Source organism: Shewanella sp. GutDb-MelDb, assembly GCF_002836075.1.
In the GTDB taxonomy this organism is placed as follows: Bacteria; Pseudomonadota; Gammaproteobacteria; order Enterobacterales; family Shewanellaceae; genus Shewanella.
This window is the reverse complement of the sequence record NZ_PJBM01000052.1, coordinates 1-2,594: the sequence shown is the minus strand read 5'-3', so window position 1 is coordinate 2,594 and position 2,594 is coordinate 1. Positions and strand designations below refer to the sequence as shown.

The following is a 2,594-nucleotide window of genomic DNA, read 5'->3' as shown; positions in this document are numbered from 1 at the left end:
CTAAAACCTTTAATGCCAAAGGGCCTTGCTATAAGCAATAAAAAGAAATATATCGGTGCAATTATCTGTAGTAAAAGTAACGCAATAATGCTCATAGCTAAAGCCCAAGAGGGCAAGAAAAGCAAAATGGCAAAGTTATGAGTGTAGTTAAAGTGTGATGATGAAACACCGACAACCTCATTGACGACGGAAGCAGATCCAGCCAATGCAAAATTGGCTATAATCGCATAAAAAAGCAACAAAATAGCTTTACCTGCCAGTGAATGCCATACACGGTTAAATAGAGGCCAGAATTCAGCAGTTAGACCCAGCACCGTTAGCAGCGCCACAAAAACCAAACTATCAGAGAAAATAAGCACGACTATTGCGAGTAGATACAGCTTTTGAACCGTACTTAGTTTTCCGGATAAAGAGATAGTAGCGTCATAAACACTATTGTTTATTGCCATTAGTTTTTTTGCTAAATTGAAAGCCGGTGGCAGAATCTTCTTTATGGTCACTAAGACAGTATCCTTATGATCGCTAATGTAGAATTAATTTTAGGAAATATTCAGTTTATTACGATAATGCATATGAGTACATCAGTTCAAGAGGAAGTAGGCAGGAGGTTCATTCACAAGCGAGTTTATATAAAAAAGCGCATGAAACATGCGCTCTTTGTCATTACGATCTCAGTATCTAACGAGATTAGATCTTAGGGTAATTTGGACGGATATCAGTTGGTATAGTTTCCATCTTACTGTTTAACTGCGCAACTTCTGGTGCGAGTATTGCGTAAGTATCTAGGAATACCTTTGACTGCTGATAATCACCTAACGCTTGGATCATACAGACATCATGTACTAACTCTGTAATGGCTAAGACCATTTTGTCAAAGTTAACACTGTACGTTTGTGTGGTTACATCAAAGGTAAATGCTTGTTTTTGCTTGAAGTAATTATACTGATATGCGGCTCCAGCACCATGAGCTTCATGCACTCCAAAACGCATTGAGCGAAATAGACCCGCAAAATAAGTCACTAGCATGTTGTCTCTTTCTGCAATGGGAAGCTCACCTTTATCCATTAAGAACAACATGTTATAAGCCCCCATTACATCTGCTTTTCCTTCCTCAATTTTTGAATAGGTTTCTTCAAGCTGGGCTGAGACAGTCGTTGTTTTGCCGTCAACGATAATCGTACCGGGACCTAGACCATGTGATAGTTCGTGGAAAAGAGTTTCATTGAAAAAATATTTTTCCATCAACAGTGACTGTTGCGATTCGGCAATGATTAGATCGGAAATCGGTTTCATAACGGCTTGATATTTGGCATTAAGCACGTTTTTGAGCATCACTTTTTTGCTGCCTTTAACTTCTCTAACATATTCATCATTAGGCAGGTTAAATGCAGTTGTCTGTACTCCAGGTTTATTATCACCACCACCAGCAACCTGTTCTACGACAGAGATAGGGGATTCAGAGCCTCGATTAACATTTTTATGTTCATCTGGGATCGGTAAGTTGGATTCCATTGCGGTTAGATACTTTTTATAGATATCTAACTTAGCGCTATCTTCTGGATTTCTGACGGTGATAAACGCTTCAAAAAATGTTTTATAACCAAAGAGTTTATCGGTATAGGTTTCGTAAGGTCCAATCGCAATTTCTAAAGAACCATTGAGATCCATCCAAGCCATTTCTGAGTCACGGTATTCATCATTAAGAAAAGCATCGGCGCGTTTAGACAAAAAAGTTTTTAATGACTGGTCTTCGGTTAACTCGGCTGCTTCGCGCATAATCTTTGCCGCTTCGGTCAGCTCTTTTTTGTAGTAGATACTATATGGTATAGCCTTTAATTGTGCTTTATCTCTAACAATAACGGTATAGCCACTTTTAAAACTTTTTTCATCTTCTGGATGTGCAGCAATCCATTGATTAAACTCATTCTTAGTTAAATCAACTGGATAGACACCTGCACCATCTGGGCGAGCTAGGTTGCCAAAAAATGCTTTATCGCCATCTAAGGTGTCCCAAGCGCCATAATGCAGATCAAACAAGGATAATATTGCTGACTTATTTGCATCATCTGATGCCAATATCTGTTGCCTAACTTGGGCATTATTTTCAAATGTCTGCTTAAAGTAAATCCCGTCTAATATATCTGCAACTTCGATTATCTTACGCAGCACAAGCGTGTCAGTCACGGTCAAACTGGATAGATCTGCTTCCATTTTCACATCTACAAAACGGTCAAGCATTGCTTGGTAAGTAACAGATTGCTTTGTTTTTATTAGATTTTTATTAACGTTATTTTCTGTGGTAACTTTGGACGCTAGCGTGTCATCAGCGGCTTGAGTTTGCTCTGGTTGGGAACAACCCGTAATGGCAACGGCGAGTGCTAAAGTGATTAATGAGCGTTTCATTTATTAAGATCCTTGTATTTCTTCTATTTTTTTTATAGTTATCGCTACTTTGTTCTAGCAAACAATCTACACCTTCATAAAAGTAAGGAGAAGCTAAACTTTGCGCTAGCGGTGTAAGTGTTGGATCTCTAAGCAACCTGTAGACGATGGGATCTTACTTAGGGCGTAAAGAACCGCAGCTATTTTGTACT

At 38.8% G+C, this 2,594-nt stretch carries 1 protein-coding gene and 1 pseudogene; both read right to left on the bottom strand.

What is annotated here, in order from left to right; genetic code table 11:
• Nucleotides 1–449: pseudogene (locus CXF82_RS01145) on the bottom strand (hypothetical protein); the annotation flags it as partial.
• Between the two features lie 238 nt (nt 450–687).
• Nucleotides 688–2,403, bottom strand: a complete 1,716-nt coding sequence (locus CXF82_RS01135) for a dipeptidyl-peptidase 3 family protein (RefSeq protein WP_102043532.1) — start codon at nt 2,401–2,403, stop codon at nt 688–690.
• Nucleotides 2,404–2,594 lie beyond the last annotated feature (191 nt).